This is a genomic window from Aquimarina algiphila (genome assembly GCF_947494415.1).
Lineage (GTDB): Bacteria > Bacteroidota > Bacteroidia > Flavobacteriales > Flavobacteriaceae > Aquimarina > Aquimarina algiphila.
Genome location: NZ_CANLVC010000001.1, coordinates 151205 through 168422 on the forward strand (window position 1 = coordinate 151205; position 17218 = coordinate 168422).

The following is a 17218-nucleotide window of genomic DNA, read 5'->3' on the forward strand; positions in this document are numbered from 1 at the left end:
ATTTTATATTGTTTTTTTACTTGTCATTCCAGCAAATGCTAAAATCTGTATAATAGATTCTGGTCTACACCAGAGTGACAAATTCTATTATTTCTTGTTTTGATTGCGATGCAAAGATTAAACCTTTATTTTAAATCTGCAAACATTTTTTTATTTATTTATTTGATAATCAGATAGTTATACTAAAAATTAGATATAAGAATCCCTGTCCGTTTTTCAACAGATTTTGGATAGTTGCAGTAACCGTCTGTCTCCCTGATGCTTACTTCCAAATACTAATCTTTATTTGCTAATTAACTTTTATTCATTATTCTTAAAAAAAATTCATAAAAAAAGCGTCCAATTTCTTGGACGCTTGCTATTCTATAGTAGTTTTCTAATTTATATCATTTCAAAAAATGATTAAAATAGTCACATAGCGCCCTGTTGCGAATGGATAATTCATTAATCCATCGATAATCACACTGATTAAACAGTGATTTTGGTGTGGTATGTATTCTATTTTGTTTCATTTTGTTATGCAAATATTTATAATTTATAGCCTAACTTCCAAATTTATTTCCAAAATTGAAACCATTTTTTGCTTTTACTTATCTTTTCAGAAAAATCAGATTGATTTTGATTAGCAGTCTTAATACTATTTTCTGTAAGATTCAAATTCAATAATACTTGGTGATCGGTATTTAAATTATATATATCTAAATATAATTTTGTATAAGATTTTATTTCTAATATTACTGCTTCTTTAGAACGCCAACCATAACCACATGATATATAATCCAGTTCATCTACAAAACGATAAAATTGTAGTAAAGTTCCATATTCATAATCATATCTATTATTTAATCTTTCTATTTCATTTACAGCACTAAGTATCTTTTTTAAATCTTCGCTTTCAATAATTTTCAAACAATAATTTCTAATTAAATAAGTTAAGTACTTTGTATCGTCCCATAAATTACAAATCAATTTTTCTAATTCATTCTTCCAACTTTCATCTCTATAATTAATTGTAATTACTTTAGCAATGAAATCATTAGACTCCATTTTTTCAACATAATACTCCTGATAAATTATACTTTCAAATTCATCAACAGTTATTTGATCTATAAGTACTTTGGATATGTTTAGTTCTAACTTTTTCATTTCTCTATTATCTTTCTCTTTCTTCTCTTCCAAGGGGCATTTTTTTGCCAGTCACCTGCCATGATACACCCATAAGGTAATACTTCATCGATAACTGTACCCAATCCATATTCATCCATCTGGTTTCTTACAGTTTCAGCATTTTTATAAGCACTTGGTAGTTCTGTAACATCAATCTCATTAGAAAAGAAACGAATATCCAAACCTTGTGTTTCTTCCTGAAACACTTCTTCATTAGTTCTTCCTTCTTTACTTCTTCTATGTTGAGTTCTACTCACATTACGTCCTGCTCCATGTGGTGCAAAACCAAGATTTGTCTTGGTAGTTTCACCATTCACAATCAACACAGGCTCTGACATATTTAAAGGAATTAATCTTGGTCCTGTAATATCAGGCATAAATTTAACATCCAGAGGAGTAGCTCCTTTGGCATGATAAAACAATTCTTCATCTCTAAATACGAAGTTATGTTCATTCCAATAACGATCTTGAGCTTTAGCTTGTAAAGCTTTTAATGTGGCATTATGGATTACTTCATGGTTTGTTTTTGTCCATTTTCTAATAATTTGTAGTGCTTCCCAATATATTTGCCCTTCTTCAGTATTAAAAGGTATCCAGGCATTTTGTTTTAAGGTTTCTGGAGATAATTCTTTTCTAAACCGTTCTGCTATTTTCATCCCTTGTGTATACAAATTAGCTCCAGGACCTCTGGATCCATGATGTGTAATCATCATTGTATTTCCTGTCTTTCTTGATTTTCCAATAAACAAGAAATGATTTCCATCTCCTTGCGTACCTAAATGAGACCTTGCGGCCTGAATCATCTTTTCGTTATTTAGCATATAGTTTCCTTCAAAATCTTTTAATAATTCATCCGGAAATCTATACTGAGCGTTTCGATCTCTTCCTCCAGGTCCAAAATGAGTGTTTTGGTGCGCTGCATCTAATACCTTTTTAGGATCAGTTGTACCAAAATCTGTCAACATCACAGAGCAACAAATATCTGCACTATGCATCCCAGGGTGAATAGCATTCTTGGCAACTGCCACCCCTCCTACTGGAATCGTTCCATTAGGTCCTGTAGGACAAGCATCTGGCATTAATGCTCCATTAACCATGGTTGGAGTTTTCATTAGTGTATGCATCGATGCTACAACCGAGTTTACATTGGTTTCTTCTAACTCGTTTTCTGCTTTTATATTGACAGCAAATGGAGCTGGTTGAGCAAGTAAATCTACAATTGGCGGAGATTTAAACTGCTCCAAATAGCTATGCATTGCTTCTCTATCTAATTGATTTGTATTGATATAATCGATGGCTTCTGGAAACCACTTTCCTGATCTAAACCCTAATTCGATTAATGTTTTTCCTGTTATATTTACTTTGTTTTCCATAATTCTTTTATTTGTGAACTCCGCCGACTCCTCGTTCGACGGAGCATTACTAAACCAATGTTTAATAGCTTGTTTAAAATTCTGATACAAATGTTTCACTTAAGTACGCAATAATTTTGCGTAGTAATATTTATTTACCTAAAAAGTTTCAAAAAACTATCTTTTTCTAATGTCTCCAAAGAAAAATCATAGTCAACTTTTGTCTTATCTAAAGTAATTTCTGCTCCTAATAATTTAATAATCTTATCAAAAGATAATGGTTTATTCCATTGCTGATATAATGCTTTAGTAGCTATATTTGATATCTCAGAATTACCAGACACTCTAGTTTGTCCTGCACCAAAATTTAGCAATACAAAGCATTGTCTATCCTTTTTAGGAATCAACATACCTATCACTGTTTGTTTTTGTACAGAATTACATTTTATATCTACAAAAAGGTTATTTGGATTCATCATATAATCATTAGAAATTTTGTCTCCCTGACCTATTATTATTTTATAACCACAATCTGCACTACCAGAATACACATTATTCTGAACTAATGTAGGTACATTTAAACCTTGATTTGCATACAAATACTCAACAGCTCCATTAGGTGCTGAGGTAATATCACCAGAATACATTAAATCGCCAGCTTGTTGATTAAATAAGCCATTCCAACCTATTTTACCTCCAATATTTAAACCTGATAAATCTAAATCATGAGCTCCCCAGGCATTTTCCCAATATACACCAACGGCTAATTTTTTACCATAAAAACGAGTACCTGTTGGAATGTTACCTACATACATTTTTTCTGAAGTTGGCAATGCATACTTTATATTCTCTGGAAGGAATATCTTTTTACCAGACAAATCAAATCGTTTCTGTAGATACTTTAGTATAAACTTATAATTTTCTTTATTTACATCATTTACTTCACTAGGTTTTACCCAAGATTTACCATTTCTTATTCTATATAAGAATGCATCTTGCCCATTTTTTCTATTGTAACAAGCAGATAATGATTTAAATAATGCAAAAGGTGTCGCATTATCCAACCAATGCATATCTTTATTTGTAAGCAACACATTTGTTACGTCATTTAAAGGGTTTGACACTAATGGTTTATGATACTTTTTAGATAATTTACTTATTTTATTTATAGTTTTAGGTGCTTTGCTCTTATACGCTAAAAACAAGGGTTTAAATCGGTTAAATATTTCTGCAAGTTTTTCTAATCCAAAAATATTAAATGCTTGCGCTGGGTTATACGAGCTGTCTTTAATTAGCTCTATAAGCTCATTATTCTTTATTAATAGAGTAGTATTGGTGGATCTATAGATAATGTATCTAAAAAATTCTACTACATTCTCAGGGTAAATATTATAACTTTCTGCTATTTTAATGATTGCCTCTTTATTTTTTAAATTTTCTTTGCCTGTAAACGTATAACCAAGTTCATCTACCAATATTGATATAAGTGTATCTATTGTTTCTTCTTTTAGAGCAATCCCAGATTTCAATAAAGACAAACATTTATCTTGTATTTCCTCTATCGAATACGCTTTTATCACTTTAAAAGATAGCTTAATATCTGGAATATCTAAAATTTCGATAGGGATATAAATTTCTTCTTGAAAGTCACTTCCGTAGGTTGAAATATAATGTCTTATTTGTTCTATAAGTAGTTCGCATCTAGAACTGTCTTTGATTTTAGACCAAGATTTATGAAATGTCTTATTTAAGTCATTTCCATTTAATGTTTCTTTCTCATAATAGGCAATAATTCTATCTTTTGCCCATCTTGCTTTTGGTTCAATTATATAACCTTCTTCGCTAATAAATGGTTTGTTTGAAGTTTTATTAAATATTTTTTTTGCTGGTTCTTTTGCTATTACGGCATTAAATAATTCAAGTGTTTTCATTTTTTTAATAAATTAAATAAGTGAGGAGTATTTGACTTACGGTGTTATATAGGAACTCCTTTTACCTATTTTATAAAAGACGGAGAGTATAATAAACCACATACTCTTGCGAGCACTGGAATCGAACCAGTATATAGGAACTCTTTTTGTCTTTTCTAAAACTGACGGAAAGTAATTTTCATAAAGATCTGATGATATAGGAACTTTCTTTGTCAATTATAATTCTGATACAAATGTTTCAACTAAGTACGCAATGATTTTGCGTAGAAAAAAATAATCATTATTTTTCCATAAATATTTGATTATGGCACAGAACAAGAATGCACTCATACGTTATAAAACCATAGATAAATGCCTGCAAAACAACAATCGGCAATGGACACTTGATGATCTTATAGAAGCATGCTCAGATGTTTTATACGAATATGAAGGTAGGGATGTCAATGTAAGCAAACGTACTGTACAGTTAGATATTCAGATGATGCGTAGTGATAAACTAGGTTATAACGCACCTATAGAAGTTTATGACAAAAAATATTATCGATATGCAGATGAAGAATATTCTATTACAGATATTCCATTAACTGAAAATGATATGAATGTTCTCTCAGAAACTGTTGAGATGTTAAAACAATTCAAAGATTTTTCATTATTTTCTGAACTTGGAGGTATCATCCAACGATTAGAAGACAAGGTTTATACCGAGAAAACACATCAATCCGCTATTATACATCTCGATAAGAATGAAAAACTAAAGGGGTTAGAACATCTTGACACTTTATATCAGGCTATTTTAAAAAAAATTGTATTAAGAATTACGTATCAATCCTTTACTGCAAGAAAGGCTTCTGAATTTGTGTTTCACCCTTTTATTTTAAAAGAATTTAATAATCGTTGGTTTCTAGTAGGTAAACCCAACGCAAAAATGAAACAACCTATTGTTACTTTGGCTCTTGACAGAATGATCAGTATAGATTTTGACACTTACATACCATACACTACAGAAAAATTTGATGGAGATAATTATTATAAAAACACCATTGGTGTTACGGTGCTTAATGATGAGCAGTTACAAGAAGTAATTCTAAAAATAGACCGTAGTAATGCTCCATATGTAATTACAAAGCCATTTCATCATTCTCAGGAAGTCATAGAAAAATTAGACGATGGTAGTATAGTTATAAAGTTGAATGTTCATTTAAACTTTGAATTTGAACGTTTGATTTTAGGGTTTGGTGATACTATAGAAGTAATACAACCCAGGTTACTCAGAAAAAGAATTCGTCAGAAATTAGAGAGGGCACATCGATTGTATGTTGAAGAATAAAACAAATCCCCTTGTTAAAAAACAAAGGGATTACAAACAACACAATATCAAAACTTAGCTTTATTTATTACCAAACAAAGCTCCCAACCCTACTTTGATTTCTTGTTCTTCTACTTGTAAGTTATTCTTTACAGTTGCCTGAATTTCATCATAAAAACCATCACCATCTCCGTAAATAAGTCTTATGATGAGTGATCCAATAAATCCAAAATTATTATTTAAAAGGTTTAGCCACCATTCTAAAGTATCTTCACCAAAATTGATATATGTTTTACCATCAATATCTTGTAATGAAATTACGGTTCTGTGATAGGCATTTTTTATGACAGTAAATGCATCATTTGACTTCCCAGATACAACTTTGCTAATCGCATTATTTGAGGCATTAGAAGACTTATACGTATACTTGTCTCCAAATTCATTTTCAAAAAGTTGATTAAGACTTTTGATGTCTATTTTCTCTTCTGTATAATATACTTTATGTATTCCCATTTTTTAGTTTTATAAGATTAACCCTGATGTACTTTTCACTGTTCCATCTCCATCAAGTTCGAATTCAAATTCGAATTCCTGGGTCCCTATGATTCTTTCTCCGTAAATCGTATTTCCTTTTTCTTTTTTGGTGGCTACTATGGTAAAACTAGATACTATTTTATTATCTGACTCTACAGAAAATCCCCAATCTACCAGTCTATAATTAGTAAACTCCTGAGTTTTTTCTTCAACTAATTTTTGACTGTCTTTAAAGGCTGTTTCAATACGATCAAAACCTATATCTTTTAATGCAACAGTTCCTGATGTTATATCTGAGTCAATTTCTGTGGGTTCTTGTACCTTTCCTAGGAAAACGATATATACTTGCGAAAACACTTTTTCGTTTTCGGGATACATGATTTGAGCCATTTCAAAAGTCCCTGATTTATCGTTTTTAGTCAAAAGGTTTAAACTATGAACTTGTTTATCTTCTCCAAAATTGCTAAAAATAACTTCCTTCAAATCTTCAATCCCATCTGGAGTCATAATCAGGATATCTTTTCCCTGACCAGGAGCACATGAAGAACCTAGAAATATCAGTACTAATATTGTTATACTATATATTACTTTCTTCATATTATTGATCTATCGATAAAACTCCATTCTCATCTACTTCAAAACGAAAATCATAATAATTAGTCACTATATTTCTACCTTCTCTTGTTGTAGCTTCACCCTTCTTAGTGGCTTCTACATAAAAATAAGAAGTTACTTTTTGGTCTTTATTTACTTCAAATTTCCAACTGTAAAGAGTAAAATCTTCATACTCGTCTGATGCGTCTTCTATAAACTTAACTGCCTCTTCAAATTTTACTGAGATTTGATCCAAGTTAAATTCTGAAGCCTTTATCTTTCCGTATTTTCCTTTCTTTTCAATTCTAGCTTTTTTAGGATCGTCTAAGGTTTTTCTAGAATTAGAATAATATTGTTGAAAATCAATATCATCTTGATTAAAATCTACACTAAAACTTTCAAAATCACTAGTGAGATGGTCAACCGCTGTAATGTCTAATGTATATAATTCTGTATCTTCTCCATAAGTTTCTGTTAAAAGCGTTTTTAACTCTGTTAAATCTTCTGGGTTATTGATAGACAACGACTTTAATGGATTACTACAAGCCACTACTAAAAAGCCAAAAATAGCTATTGCACAATATGTAATTTGTTTCATAATTTATTATTTATTTGATTTTGCTTATTAAAATTTATTTTCTCTTACTCTTTTGTTTTGTTATATCATCATTTATAAACTAGAAATAGTTTTTTGCATCTACATTCTGTTTTTGGGTTTCAGAAGCATATTCCCATTCCCTCTTTTTCATTCCTATAGCAGTTGCAATTATATTAGCAGGAAAACTACCTATGGCATTATTATAATTGGTAATAGTACTGCTTACATATCTTCTCCCGGCAGATATCTGTTCTTCGACCTCATTCCAACTCGCCTGCAAATGTGTAAATTGTGTACTTGCTTTTAATTCTGGATAGGCTTCTAATTGCAGCATTAGGCCTTTTACAACTTCAGTTCCCTGTTTATCTTCTGTAGCTGTGGAGGTTGAATTTACATTCCTTAAAGCGGTTACTTTCTCTAAAGTTGTAGACTCGTAATCAATATATTGTTTCACCAAAGTAATTAGATTAGGTAGTAAATCCGATCGTTTGATAAAAAGAGCATCTAGAGAGGAAATAGCATTTTCTATCTGATTTCTTACTCTAATCAACTTATTAAAAATCATGATTAGCATTACAATCAATGCTATTACTACTCCAAGAATTATTAAATTCGTATTCATCATTATGCTACTTTCCATATGTTAGTACTTAATTTCAATTCTTCGATAAAAGAAAGTTGATCATACAACTCTTTATAAAAACCTTCTATAGCATCATTTTTTGTAATGGATTTAAACAATTTTGTTTCAAATTGATTGATTCTGTTATTATTTGCTATCGTTATTCTATCATCTTTAAAAGAAATAAAGTATTGACCTTCTCTATCCTGTGATAATTGTTTTATTCTTAGCATTAACGAAGTACTTAAAATGTAACGCGCTTCAATTTGATCCTTTGCATAAACATCGTAAAGTTTCATAAACTCTGGATCTTCTAGCATTACTTTTTCCCCCAGGTCAAAGTTTAAATGATCTTTTATATCATTTCCTCCTAAGGATTTCCATGATTTTTTAGGAATAAGAAATACGGATTGATTAAAGCTTTTATTAAACTCTGCCATAAAGACCTGTCCTTTAAACACCTGATCCGGAGAACTGTTTTCTTTAGAAAAACTCAAAGTTCGTTCTACCGTTAGGTCACAAAACTGAAATGGAACGCCTTGATGATTTCCAAGAATTTGATCATTCCCTTTTAGGTCATACTGCTTCTCTTGAAACAGGCCTATATCCAAAAATTCTTTTAAGGTAATATGTCCATGTAGAATATATCGAAAGTCTGGATTCATAAACTGAATCATGGGTTCAAAGATCTTTCTTTTAAACTGGTAGTTAGTATCTGCCTCTATTGATTTTCCCTTTCCTCTTATTTTGGTGAAATATATAACCAAATAGTATATGGCAAACACACCTATAAAAGCACCTATAAATACTTCTGTGCTTATTTTTATCGTTTGGGTTGCTTGTAAATATTGAAAACCATACCACCCGGCCATAAATACACCAATGATAACAAAATATAAGATGTAGTTCTTTTTCCCTTTTACTCTTTCTCCTTCTATTTTTTCTATATCTGGCATCAAGGTACTCTTCATAAACTGTTTAAATAATTCAACAGATTTTAAAGGTTCTTTTGATGTTTTTGTTTCAGTTAATTCGTACCAATCTTTACTATCCTTTGCTTTATCACCACTGCTTATTATCTCTTTCAATGCCGGTATAACGTGATAAGGAACTGCAAAATTATATCCCAAAGTATTGGTTTTTATACCTTCTTTATTTACTAAACCAATATTTACAAATTCTACCGGACATAGGTTTAATTTTATTTTTATTAGTGGTATTACTATTTTATACACTGTATTTTGATGTATTCTTTCTGCCATACATCCTTCTTCTAAATGTGCTATAAACTCAGCTATAAGTGCGGGTCTTTTATTAAGTATATATAATTTCCGAATGGGAAATACTAGATATCCAATAAAAACTAATGGAAGTATATATTGATAATAATTACTGTATGAAGTTGTCAAATTAGATATGAAACCTTCTACGGTTTTCACAAAAATTTCTGCAGCAAAAAAATAAATTAAAGATGCAATAATAATAATGGTAAAAAGAATTAAAACATACCCTAATACAGTAAGCTTTTTATCTCTTTGATGTTCTTCTAACAGGTGTTTTCTAAGTTCTAAAACATTCATTATCTATCAATAAAATTATAATTACTTTATTTTTATTTACTATCTATAATGCACATATCGAATGCTAAACTAATCCATAGGTTATGTTTAGAAAACAGCAAATTTATATTCGTTACAAATTTTTTAAAATTCGCTACACGTAAATATTTTTTCGATTTTAGAAGTAATAGTTACTTTATGAAGAAATGTAAAATGAGTAGTAATAAGAGTATTTGAATCAAAACACAGAACACTAGCAATAAGGAGCTACGTTAAGTAATATCGTTTTCTTACAGCAATTTTATATTCTAAAAAGAATAGTTATGATGACAATAACATTCTCAAATAAATTAGTTAGAATATTTTAGAAATAATCTCTTCTCTTTTCCTTGTAGATACAGGAATTTTAGTTTCATTTGCCAAAATTAAATACCCTTTTTTATCATATCTATCAATATAATCACGATTTACTAGATATGATTGATGTGATCTAATAAAAACGTTTTGAGGTAATTGTTTTTCGAATTCTACGATAGAACCAGAGGCCAGAAACTTTCTGCCGTCGCTTAAATAAAATGTAGTGTATCCTTTATCTGATTTGCAATATAACAATTGATCTAAAATCACAAACTGAAGACTTTCTTGAGTGCGTAAAACAATTTTCTTTCCTTCTCCCTTAAGATGATTCTGAACAATATCCATTTGTTTTAGAATGTCTTTAGTATTGATATTACTTACTTTTTCAATAGCTTCTTTAAGTTCATCTATTTCTATAGGTTTTAACAGATAATCTACTGCCCCTATTTTTAATGCCTGAAGTGCATATTCTTCATAAGCAGTAATAAATATTATTTTAAATTCTAGATTTTTAGTTTGTTCCAAAAAATCAAAAGCAGTGCCATCTGCAAGATTAATATCTAAAAAAATCAAATCTGGTTTACAGGCATTTGCCAAAATAACGGCTTCGTTTACAGATTCACATTCTCCTAATACATTTATCTCAGTATCTAATAATTCTAACAAATTAAGCAAGCCTTTTCTAATATATACTTCATCTTCAATGAGTAATGATTTAATCATATACTATTAATTTTATAAGGGACTACCAAAGTAATTAATATTACTGGTTTGTTATATATTTTTTTAAATTTCAGCCATTTGTTGTATTGCACAAATATCTACTAGTTCATTTTTACCTTTTAATTTAAGAGCTCCGATTTCTTTCACAGAAAACTCTTCTTCTATTTGTATATCACTCAGCAATTCAGAAGAAATCAAAAAGAATTCATTGTACGTGTTGCATTGTGACTGAATTCTGGCAGAAATATTAATTACATCTCCGTGATATGCTAATTCTTTTTTAACCGTCCCTACCTCAGAAACCATTATTTGTCCACCATGCAATCCTGCCTTGAACTCTGGAGAAACTCCGTATTTATTTAGATAATATTCCTTTTTTTCATCTAGATTGTTTTTAAAACTAAAAAATATACCGATACATTTTTGTTGGGATATTCCTTTTCTATAAGGCCAACATAATACCGCTTCATCACCAACATATTGATAAATCTCGGCATCATATTTTGGAACTACATCATTAAGGTCATAAAAACAATCCTGTATAAATTGGCTATAGGCATAATGTCCTAAATTTTCTGCTATTGTTGTAGAGTCTTTTAAATCTAAAAACATAAATATACGTTTCTCCTCCTGCGGATTTTTGTATTTTCCTAAGAGCATTTTTAGAAAAACTCCTTTGCCAAATTTTTCAACTGCGATTGTAATAAACGAAAAAACAAAAGAAACCAGAACCAGATATATAATAATGGCCCAAAATGACTTATCATCCCTCCACCATCCTTGTTCTGTATTAAAGTCAACGTTAAAGATTTTAGATGAAATCTTTAACATCATGGTAAAAATAGTAATGGTGATAGTAAAATCAATAAAGCTCTTAACAATAATTCTCAACCCCAAAGTTATTTGTTTTGAAAAGAATTTATCAAAAATAAAATCTACTGTAGCATATATTAATCCCAGAAACATTCCTAATATAACAAAAGCAAATAAAGCTTCTTTAAATCTAAAATCTGGATTCGTCTGTATCCCTACTTCTTCATCTATCCCAAAAAATCTAAATATTACATAACATCCCAGGGCAATCCCCCAAAAAAAGATAGATTGCCATAAAAGTGTACTATATTGTTTAAGGTTTCGATTCATCTTCTATAATTTGGCACTAAAATACTCCAACAATTTTTTAGTTTATATTTTCTGTCAATTTACCATTTTTGGTTCTAACCATAGATATCCAATACAGATTAAAAAAATCAAAAAGAATCCTAAAGGGTTTACTAATCTAAAAGCTTTATTTTCTTCTTTACTCTCCTTTGAGGAAACAGCAGAATACTTGTTATTTTCTACTATTTTTTCATAATGAGTCTGCGATCTCCAATGAGAAGTATGAGTAACAAAGTATGGAAAGACTTCTGTTGTATCTTGTTGTATCAACAGAGTGTCCCATCCTAAGGTTTTTGGATATGTAGTAGCACTCCATAGGTTAGATATATCAATATCTTCACGCATTGAAATTTTATATCCATTTATCGTATTAACCATAGGTTTGGCTATAGATGTTCTTAACTTGAATTTAAAAGGTTGATTAATATATGCTATATTTCCTCTTGACCTCCATTCTGCTGAAGGAATTTCCTTATTACTTATACTACTAATCAATTTTGACCATAATTCCTGATAAACCTTAGTCCGGCCATTCAATACTAATTCATACGTGTTTTCTAATACTGTAGTTCCTATTCTTCCTTTCCCCATTGGTTTATATGCAGATAGTACTTGATTGTTGGTATTTTTATGAATTGGATGTAATAAAAATTCATCTTTAAAAAAGAAAGGGGATTTAGAAATTTTTATTTTTGATTGATCTTTAAGATTAGTCTCTACGTTTTTTTGGGTAACAAAATCAAATGAGCCAAAGTTTCTCGAAAATCTAAAAAAGTCCTGATCAGACTGTATAAAAAGGCCTAAACCATTTTCTCTGATCGAATTTCTTAAAACTGTTCTGGATGTTTTTCCTAATTTCTTAAATGAATTTGCATCGATAATAACCAAATCAAAAGGCTGTAGATTTTTTTCTGAGAAAGTACCTATAGGTAGTCTTTCCATATTAAAATATTCATATTTGTATCTTCCTTTGGTAATTTGACTTCTAACTAATACCTGATGCCCCATTTCTGCCAAATAATTTTTTAAGTATTTGGTTTCAAAAGTTGGAAATCCATTCACTATTAATATTTTTAAGGGAATCGGATCTTCTACAAGAAGGGGAATTGGATTTTTAGAATGAATTTTACCTGTAGTATCCTTTTCTATCAGAGAGAAAACAAATTTCCCTGGTAGATTGAGTTTTGTAGATAATCTAAATATTTGTTGCTCATCATCCCCTAATGAAACTGAATCTAAATATACTCCTCCCGGACCTTCTAATACTAGTTGATTTTCCTTTTTAGGCTTATGATAAAGCCCATTAAATATCATTTGTTTTCCCACGGTATTTTTGTGATCATAGGTAAATCTAATCACTCCTGAGGGTATCGAATCGTTAAGGTATTTTACTTTACAATTATCGAATTGCCAAAAGTCGAAGGGTTCTACACCATAGCCCAGTATAAAAACAGAATCCGGAATATTTATATCTTTAAAAATTGACTGATTGATGTTATACTTGTATACTTTAATTCTTTTATGAACTTTCTTTATACTGTCTAACCTTACCTGATCATAACCTTCTGTCAGTATCACCATTTTTGTAACATCCCCGGGCACACTTATTACTGGCTTTAATACCAAGATAACAAGAGCACCAATAGCTAAAAATGATATCGTTACTTTGATCCAAAATCTAGGCTTCTTTTTTGAATACCATTCTTTCCAAATAAAAACACACCATAACAGGATTGCTCCTATACTTAATGGCCACATCAATTCTGCATTCAAAAAAGTAAGGTTATCAATCATGAACTTCAAGTTCTTTTAATAATAATTCATTAATCTCGCCAGTTAGTACTTTTCTTTTTACTGCATTATACTTTAGTTCTGGAAGTGCATCAAATAAACCTCCTTGTATTTCAACCAATGTGGACAATGGTATTTTTTTATTTTCGGTAGTTCTTTTTAATTTTTGTAATGTTCTTAGATATTTTCCTGGATTTTCAAGTGCCTTGATAGCCAATTCATTTCCTGCTTTCTCAAAAAGTGTTCTATCACCATCATTAATCTTTTCTTTTCCTACTATCAATTCTTCTAATCTTAAGATTGTTTGTCGTATCGATGGATATATCTCTGGTTCTTGTAATTCTTCTTTTTTCCTAAAATTAGATACTTCTTCTATTTTACCCGTAAGTCTTTTATCCTCCTTAATAGGCGGTGGATCAAAGCCGATTCTATGTACATAGACACGAGCACTGTTTTTAATCTCCTGTATAAGTTTTAATGCTCTATATTGATATGGCAATGATTTCTCTGGAGTATATAATCTTAAATATAGTTCTGCATCCCACATCTCATTTAAGGCCTGTCTTAGTTTACTTTTTAGAGATTGTGTAAATAGCGTTGATTCTTCGGGATCTTCATGGTTATGTAAGTATTCATGTAAAGGATCGTTCTTTTCTTCACTATCTTCTTCTTTATGATCGACCAGATTGTGCTCATTATCGCTATCATGTTTGTGTGTATATTGCTCCAAAGGATCTTCTTCATCATGATCTTCATCTCCATGTTCGTCTTCATTAGAAATTTCAGGATTTTCTTGATTAACAAGTTCTGATTCTGATTCGTCCCCCATGAATTCTGCATATTTAAGGCGTAGTACTTTTTGGTCAAAGCCTAACTCATTACTTTTAAAATTAAATTCTTTTTTAGTCAATTTTGATTTCTCCCGAATTAACTTTTCTGTATCTATAATCAATTGTCGTTGACTTCTAAAATAATCGGGCATTAAATCTACTCCCATAGTACCTTCAACTGCAAATTGATCAGAGAGTGTATCTTTTATAACGGCAAAAAAGGTTTCACTTCTGGATGTATTAGACATCGGTTGCTTGCGATCCAAAGCTTCAATATAAAAATAAAGTTCATCTCCAGGCTCCATTTTCATCTTATCTAAATCTATACTTTTTAATAACTTCAAATTTTTACTCCCTCTAACAACCTTATTATCAAAGCTTAATTTTTCTTCTCTAAACTTTACTGATTCCCCAGAGCCTTTGCTTACTGTAGCAATAATATAAACATCTGCAATTCCAAAATCATCAGTAACAGAGGTTTTAAAAGAAAGCTTTTTATTTTCATTAAACTCGAAGGAAGTAAACTGTTTTAGTCCAATAATCTCTACTCCAGGCCCCCTATCCTTTATCATTTCCATAGCATACAAATCAGAAGTATATGATGTATTTTGTACATCAGTATATCTAAAATTATAAAACCCCGAAGCATTCAATGTAGAAGTTTGAGTATATATTTCATTACCATAATTCATGGATTGACTACTTCCCATACTTTCTATAGTTACATCTTTTATATGTGTATTAAACTTGATTCGCCAAGTTAATTTTGAACCTTCTACTGCTTTTACATCCATTTTTGTAGTTCTAAAAGAAGGTATTTGTGTATAACTTGGATAATCTATAATTAATTCCTGGTGTTCTAATTTAGGTTGCTTACCTCTTTTTGAAATTGAATCTGTAGCTGTGAAAACTATTGTATTTGCAGGTATTTTTGGTTCCTTTGCCTCTTGTAAATAATTGATTATCTTAAATTGATACATTAGAAATCCTACTATTGCAAATAAGCCCATAATGACACTTCCTCGTAACAAATTGCTTGGTGGACTAATAGTACCCAATTTCTCCACAAGTTCTTTCGCTACTTTATACTGTTGAAGCTTTGCCAGTCCTGATAATTGTTCTTCTGGTAATAATAAAAGACCAGTACTATACTCTGCTGTATCCAGATGTTGATCTATGTAACCACTTACTTTTTTTAAATTGGGCCTCCATGGTTTTATAAAAATAAGCATAAATCCAACTAACACTATCGATACAAGTATTGACCAAAGTAATTTGAAGAATAAAAAATACACCAAAATAGCTGGTCCAAGAGAATACAGTAAAATCTCAACCCACAACATGAATTGCCAACGTCTCCTAAACCGATTTAATATCATATTTCCTGTCATCTTCATTGTCTTCTGTATTTTGCTATTATACGTTCTATAATTAATAAGAAGACTAATACTATCCATAGCCATTGTGAGATATCAAAAATTGAAGCATTTTTTTTATCAATTTTGAGATTAGATACTAAAGGAGATAATTCTTTTATATCCATAACCCGTTTGTCATACAAATCAATTTTTTCCTTTGCCTCTTTATGTATATCGATTAGATATAAAAGTTCTTCAGAAAGATGTTTATTAATACTATTTTCTGTATTAAGGGGAGAGGTTAAGTAAAAGATTCTGGAAGAAGGTCCTTCTTCAATAATATTATGAGCCAACTCATCTGGTCTATATGCCAATACTTTTGCAGAAGTCTTTGGAATTGGATTCTTAGACAACCATACCATCAAATCAAAAGTATCAAAATCAATCGTATCCTTTTTCTTTTCAATTTGCAATTCTACAGGTCTATTAATATACTTTGATATTGCTCTAAATGCTGCGTTGCAATACTTCATCTCGTTAGATAAACTATCTTCATAAAACAATAGTATAGTAATGGTTTTTTCATTGATTAAAGGGATACTATTTTTTTTCTTTTCTAACGAAAAAATCAAACTATCTTTTGATGTGTTTAATGTTATGCTATCGCTATTAGAAGAAAGAAGCTGCTTATTAAAAGATAAACCATCATGATCACTCGATACTGACAAAAGTTGTATTTTACTTTCTTTTTTAACCGCTTCTATAGGTTGGTCAAATGGTTTTTCCAGATCGAGAATTACCCAGTTAACATCTTTATTTACCTTAGGGCGTATACCTTTTATCCCTGATCTAAATCCATTAGTAAAAACCACAATACTATCGGTTTCAAGAGTTTCCATTTCTGTAGCTAATTGCCAATAGTTTGGTACTTTGATATCAACACTATCTAATTGATCTTTTTGAAGTTCTGGAAAATCGGTTTGTAACATTCTTAAGGATTCTCCCTCTTCTATTGTATCGAGAATAGTATATATTTCTTCATATTGCAATAAAGAGGATTCAAAAATATATGTAATCGGTATTGTGCTTACTTTCTTTTTTATTTGAGGTCCGGCGATAATAACAATAAGCACACTAAGCAACACTAGTCTTAGTACTAATAACCACAACTCATTGATTTGAATACTACTGGTTTGTTTTGAATCTGATTCGTCCAGTAATTTGATACTACCGATTTTGATTGTTTTTCCCTCTTTTTTACTCCACAGATGTATTGCTATGGGAACTAGGAGTCCCAATAAAGCCCATAGATATGTAGGGTTAAGAAAGAACATA

The 17218-nt window shown here is 30.4% G+C and carries 14 protein-coding genes; 1 reads left to right on the forward strand and 13 read right to left on the reverse strand.

The features are described 5' to 3' along the window. Positions 1 to 555 precede the first annotated feature (555 nt). From PQF96_RS00635 to PQF96_RS00645, 3 genes are all read right to left on the reverse strand, one after another. Positions 556 to 1146 carry a hypothetical protein gene (locus PQF96_RS00635; protein ID WP_271764739.1) on the reverse strand — a complete coding sequence of 197 codons (591 nt, stop codon included), beginning with the start codon at positions 1144 to 1146 and terminating at the stop codon, positions 556 to 558. Further along, complete coding sequence (locus PQF96_RS00640) at positions 1143 to 2540, reverse strand: RtcB family protein (protein WP_271764740.1); 1398 nt, start codon at positions 2538 to 2540, stop codon at positions 1143 to 1145. Before PQF96_RS00640 ends, PQF96_RS00635 begins: the two co-directional genes overlap by 4 nt. Before the next feature lie 134 nt (positions 2541 to 2674). After that, entirely contained in the window at positions 2675 to 4450 is a 1776-nt protein-coding gene (locus tag PQF96_RS00645; RefSeq protein ID WP_109436648.1) for an inorganic diphosphatase, read from the reverse strand. Between the two features lie 304 nt (positions 4451 to 4754). On the opposite strand from PQF96_RS00645, the gene PQF96_RS00650 reads away from it, so the two are divergent. After that, positions 4755 to 5777 (forward strand): helix-turn-helix transcriptional regulator, encoded by a 1023-nt coding sequence (locus PQF96_RS00650; RefSeq protein ID WP_271764741.1) that lies wholly within the window; start codon positions 4755 to 4757, stop codon positions 5775 to 5777. A gap of 60 nt (positions 5778 to 5837) precedes the next feature. On the opposite strand, the gene PQF96_RS00655 is transcribed toward PQF96_RS00650, so the two are convergent. The 10 genes from PQF96_RS00655 to PQF96_RS00700 form a co-directional block, all read right to left on the reverse strand. Beyond that, positions 5838 to 6269 carry a hypothetical protein gene (locus PQF96_RS00655; protein ID WP_143917222.1) on the reverse strand — a complete coding sequence of 144 codons (432 nt, stop codon included), beginning with the start codon at positions 6267 to 6269 and terminating at the stop codon, positions 5838 to 5840. A 9-nt stretch (positions 6270 to 6278) separates the two neighbouring features. Further along, entirely contained in the window at positions 6279 to 6887 is a 609-nt protein-coding gene (locus PQF96_RS00660; RefSeq protein ID WP_143917221.1) for a hypothetical protein, read from the reverse strand. A gap of 1 nt (position 6888) precedes the next feature. Continuing rightward, a complete protein-coding gene (locus PQF96_RS00665) occupies positions 6889 to 7482 on the reverse strand; it encodes a hypothetical protein (protein WP_109436644.1) in 594 nt (197 codons plus the stop codon). 79 nt (positions 7483 to 7561) lie between these two features. Then, entirely contained in the window at positions 7562 to 8122 is a 561-nt protein-coding gene (locus tag PQF96_RS00670; protein ID WP_244299636.1) for a LemA family protein, read from the reverse strand. Further along, complete coding sequence (locus PQF96_RS00675) at positions 8107 to 9684, reverse strand: DUF3137 domain-containing protein (protein ID WP_271764742.1); 1578 nt, start codon at positions 9682 to 9684, stop codon at positions 8107 to 8109. Before PQF96_RS00675 ends, PQF96_RS00670 begins: the two co-directional genes overlap by 16 nt. A gap of 333 nt (positions 9685 to 10017) precedes the next feature. Then, complete coding sequence (locus tag PQF96_RS00680) at positions 10018 to 10743, reverse strand: LytR/AlgR family response regulator transcription factor (RefSeq protein WP_109436642.1); 726 nt, start codon at positions 10741 to 10743, stop codon at positions 10018 to 10020. 63 nt (positions 10744 to 10806) lie between these two features. Next, positions 10807 to 11886 (reverse strand): adenylate/guanylate cyclase domain-containing protein, encoded by a 1080-nt coding sequence (locus tag PQF96_RS00685; protein ID WP_109436641.1) that lies wholly within the window; start codon positions 11884 to 11886, stop codon positions 10807 to 10809. A gap of 54 nt (positions 11887 to 11940) precedes the next feature. Continuing rightward, on the reverse strand, positions 11941 to 13698 hold the full coding sequence (locus PQF96_RS00690) for a hypothetical protein (RefSeq protein ID WP_271764743.1): 1758 nt from the start codon (positions 13696 to 13698) through the stop codon (positions 11941 to 11943). After that, a complete protein-coding gene (locus tag PQF96_RS00695; protein WP_271764744.1) occupies positions 13691 to 15922 on the reverse strand; it encodes a tryptophan-rich sensory protein in 2232 nt (743 codons plus the stop codon). The genes PQF96_RS00690 and PQF96_RS00695 overlap by 8 nt, the downstream gene beginning before the upstream one ends. Continuing rightward, the gene (locus tag PQF96_RS00700) at positions 15919 to 17217 is read right to left on the reverse strand and encodes a BatA domain-containing protein (protein ID WP_271764745.1); all 1299 of its coding nucleotides are present in this window, start codon (positions 17215 to 17217) and stop codon (positions 15919 to 15921) included. The genes PQF96_RS00695 and PQF96_RS00700 overlap by 4 nt, the downstream gene beginning before the upstream one ends. Between the last annotated feature and the right edge of the window lies 1 nt (position 17218).